We start from the raw sequence: 3,848 nt of genomic DNA, 5'->3' as shown, positions 1-3,848 counted from the left end.
GCAGAAGCTGACGCAGTTTTGGGACGAGGGAATTCGGGGAGCGGATTTTTTTATGAGCGCGATCGGGCCGGCGGTGGAGGCGTTCGGCAAATACGCGCGGGTGGAGAAGCTTTCAGGCGAGCCGGTGCCGGCGGCTGAGCTGCTGGAGTATGTGCGCAAGGTGGTGGCGGAGTTTGCCTTATCGAGGATCTTGCAGCAAGCGCAGTTAGGCGGGGTGGACGCGCTGACGCGATTTTACCTGCTCTGGCGGTGGACGTATAAACACGCTCGCGTGCCATTTGACGAGGCTCGGAAGCTGGCTTCAGGCGTGGGCGTGGAACTGACGGAGCATTGGGGGCCGGGTGGCCTTGTAGAGCGGCAGCGAGAGTATGTGATGGTGCGTTCGCCTTTGGATCGACGGGATGCTGCCGATCGCCTTGGCGGATCGACGATGGTGGCTGCCTTGCACAAGGCGGTGGCGCTATGGAATGCGAATCGCGTAGCTGAGCTGAAGGAGCATCTAGCGGAGACGTATGGGGGAAACGAGGCGTTTTGGCAGGTGGCGCAGGCCATCAGCGAAGTTCTGCCCGATGGCGACAAAGAAAAGCAGGCATTGCAGGGCTTGCTATATGGGCGCGGTAACTATAGACCAGATAGACAAGAAAAATTATTTGATTAGGAGTGTTTATGAAACCGTGGATCAAAGTCGTCACGCCCCATGAGGATATTTCCAGGGGGCGTCTGGATGAGGCGGTATTTGCTGCCGATATTTCCGATGTTGTCGCAGGTCGTGGACCGCTTGAGTATCGGGATGCAGCAACTTTTTTTCGCCGAACGTATCCTACGCAGGGATTAGTGAGCCTGCTTGCTTCGGTGGCCGGGCGATTGGCGGGCACGGGCAAGGGTGAGGCAGTTATTCAGATTCAAACTCCCTTTGGTGGGGGCAAGACTCACAGCTTGATAGCTCTTTATCATTTCATCCGGCAGGGGCGCGAGCTGGGCGATTCGATTGGCGACATCCTGAATAATGTCGGTCTTGAGACAGCGCCTGAGGCGGCTGTGGTTACTTTTGTGGGCACGGCAGCGGACGCGCTTAAGGGTCGGACGCCATGGGGTGAACTGGCCCATCAACTGGGACAATACGAGCTTTTGAGAGAGCACGACCAGAGGCGCCGCGCGCCGGGGAAAGACTTGCTTCATCGGCTGCTTGGTGACCGCCCGACTTTAATTTTGATGGACGAGATAGCGGAGTATGTAGTGAAGGCACGCGACTTTTTGGGGGATGTGGTGGCGTTTTACCAGGAGTTGACTGAGGCGGTGAAGGTGTTGCCGCGATGCGTGCTGGTGGTGACGTTGCCATCGAGTGTGCCTTACGGCGAGGAAGGCGAGCGGGCGCTACATGAGTTGCAACAGGTTTTTGGGCGGGTAGAAACGATCAGAACGCCGGTGGAAGGGGAGGAGATTTATGAGGTGATCCGCAGGCGATTGTTTGAGGACGTAGGCGATCCGCAGGAGATACGACGGACGGCGGAAGAGTTTTTCGAGATGTATCGACGGCTTGGCGATGATGCGCCTAGGGAGACTCGCGAGCCGAACTACTGCGAGCGGATACGCAAGGCATATCCGTTTCATCCTGAGTTGATTGATGTGCTTTTCGAGCGGTGGAGCACGTTCCCCGATTTTCAGCGCACGCGTGGGGTGTTGCGTCTATTGGGGCAACTGGTGAGTGAGCTTTATCAGCAGCGCGACTCATCGCCGCTGATTCTGCCTGCGCATGTAAACGTGGCCAATCCGAGTATCCGCGGGGAGTTATTGCGGCACATTGGCAACCAATATCAAGGCGTAATAGCAGGGGACATCGCTGCTGGCGGAAAAGCTAAGGCGGAGCAGATTGATCGCGGGATGGGGTCGGAATATGTGCGGTATGGCGTTGCAAGCGGTTTGGCGCGGGCGATTTTTTTTGCTTCGTTTAGCGGGAATGAAAGGCGAGGTGTAGGGGTGCAACGATTGCGTTTGGCTGTGCTGCAACCTGGGTTACAACCGGCCATCATCGGTGATGCATTGAAACGGCTCGAGGACGAACTGTGGTATCTGCATGTGGAAAACGGGGTCTTTCAGTTTTTGAGCCAGCCGAACCTAAACCGCGTGATTGTGGAAAAAGAGGAGGCAGTGAGGCCGGAAGATATTGACGAGGAAATTGGGAGGCATTTGGAGGAACTGGCAGGGGACGAGCTGCGGGTTATTCTTTGGCCTCGAGATTCGCAGGGGATTCCAGATAGCAAGGAGTTGAAATTGGTGATACTGGGGTTAGAGCACAAGCGGCAGGCAACTGGGACTAAAGCATTTGTCCGTGAGCTACTGGAGAAGTGCGGCCAGACTTTTCGAACCTATCGTAACGCGGTGCTCGTCTTAGCAGTGGATGAGGGCGAAATTGGCAGTGTCCGCCAGAATGTGAAGCGTCTTTTGGCACTTCGGGCTGTCCGAGGGGACAGAACGGTATGGGATCGACTTAATGAGGACAACCGCAGGGCACTAGAGAGTAAAGTGAGGGATGTAGAGGGGGGTATTGGTCATCGCTTGATGAGTGCCTACCGTCACCTTGCTAAAGTCGATGAGCAAGGAATGCGGTGGTTGGATCTCAGTTTGCCCACAGTGGGCTGCAGGCACTCCCTAGCTCGTCGGGTGCAGGAGTATTTGCAGACAGCAGATCTTTTGCTGAATAGGATCTCTCCTCGGCGCGTGTTGGGAAAGGCGATGGGGCCAGCAGAAGCGGAGAAATCTTTGGATGAGATCTACGAGGCGTTTCTACGCTATCCGCAGCTCCCTCTGTTGGAGAATAAAGAGGTCTTGCTCAATGCCATTGCGCAAGGGGTGAAGGAGAGGATTTTCGGGGTGAGGGTGGGCGATCGGCTCTACTACGGAGAGCCCATCTCGCCGATGGAGCTTGGGAGCGATGCTGTTGTCGTCCGTGAGCCTCAAGTGACGACACAGCAGCCGCTGGAATCTGAAGGAAGAGGAGCTGGGGATGGATTTTCAAAAGCAGCAGAAGAGAGAGCATCAAAAGGAGCGGTTAAGGAACCAGCAGGGCTTTATCCTGCAACGGCTCATGTTGCAGCAGAAACGGGCATTCGCGAATATAAGCTAGTAGCCTCTGTCTCTTGGGACAAACTGCATTATTTCATTCGAGGGGTGGTGATCCCTCTTCAAAATGACGGAGCCGATATAGCCTTGCAGATCACTTTGGAGGCTCGAAGCCAAAGTGGGATCAAGCAGATGACCCTTAAAAATGTGCAGGAGACCTTGCAGCAGATTGGAGCGAAGGTTATCGAGGAAAGAAGCTAGGATGGTGGATGCATCGATGGGGTTTGGAGGCCTTGTCCGGAGGATGCTTGGGATGGGGATGTGGGCTTGTTTCTTGGCTTGTGGGGAAACGTTGGGACTGTGGTGAGGGTGCTGGGTGAGCCAAGCTTGCGGACCATTCCGTAGGAATTGGTGCGGACCGTGCGGGCCAACGTGACTATTGACTGGACGCTGCGCGAGAACGTGCGGGCGCAGTTGCGCGTGATGGTCAAACGCACCCTGCGCAAGCACGACTATCCGCCGGACAAGCAGGAGAGGGCGACGGGGACGGTGCTTGAACAGGTGAAGTTGTTGTCAGATGATTTGGTTTCCTGTGTGTAAGGCGGTCGTGTGTTTTTTTATTTCATCTGCTCTCCTGGCCGTGAGGCGAGGGCTTTTTGGTAGGCGGTGAGGGTGGCGCGGGCGCAGGCGGTCCAGGTGAATTTTTGGGCTTGGGCGAGGCCTTTTTGGCGGAGGGTGGCGGCGAGGTCGGGATTTTGAAGGATGCGGCAGATGCCTTCGGCGATGGC

General features: G+C 56.0%; 4 protein-coding genes. 3 read left to right on the top strand and 1 reads right to left on the bottom strand.

The window, feature by feature from the left end:
* The coding region (locus NZM04_03320) for a hypothetical protein (GenBank protein ID MCS7063070.1) at positions 1-658 on the top strand (658 nt) is incomplete at its 5' end.
* 8 nt (positions 659-666) lie between these two features.
* On the top strand, positions 667-3,321 hold the full coding sequence (locus NZM04_03315) for a DUF499 domain-containing protein (protein MCS7063069.1): 2,655 nt from the start codon (positions 667-669) through the stop codon (positions 3,319-3,321).
* On the opposite strand, the gene NZM04_03310 is transcribed toward NZM04_03315, so the two are convergent.
* A complete protein-coding gene (locus NZM04_03310; GenBank protein MCS7063068.1) occupies positions 3,318-3,491 on the bottom strand; it encodes a hypothetical protein in 174 nt (57 codons plus the stop codon). The genes NZM04_03315 and NZM04_03310 overlap by 4 nt on opposite strands.
* Position 3,492: 1 nt before the next feature.
* Between NZM04_03310 and NZM04_03305 the strand changes: the two genes are divergently transcribed.
* Positions 3,493-3,660 carry a DUF3387 domain-containing protein gene (locus NZM04_03305; GenBank protein MCS7063067.1) on the top strand — a complete coding sequence of 56 codons (168 nt, stop codon included), beginning with the start codon at positions 3,493-3,495 and terminating at the stop codon, positions 3,658-3,660.
* The last annotated feature ends 188 nt before the right edge of the window (positions 3,661-3,848 follow it).

It is taken from the genome of Candidatus Methylacidiphilales bacterium, from assembly GCA_025056655.1.
In the GTDB taxonomy this organism is placed as follows: Bacteria; Verrucomicrobiota; Verrucomicrobiia; order Methylacidiphilales; family JANWVL01; genus JANWVL01.
Note: the sequence above shows the minus strand (reverse complement) of the source record. Positions and strands in the feature narration are given on the sequence as shown.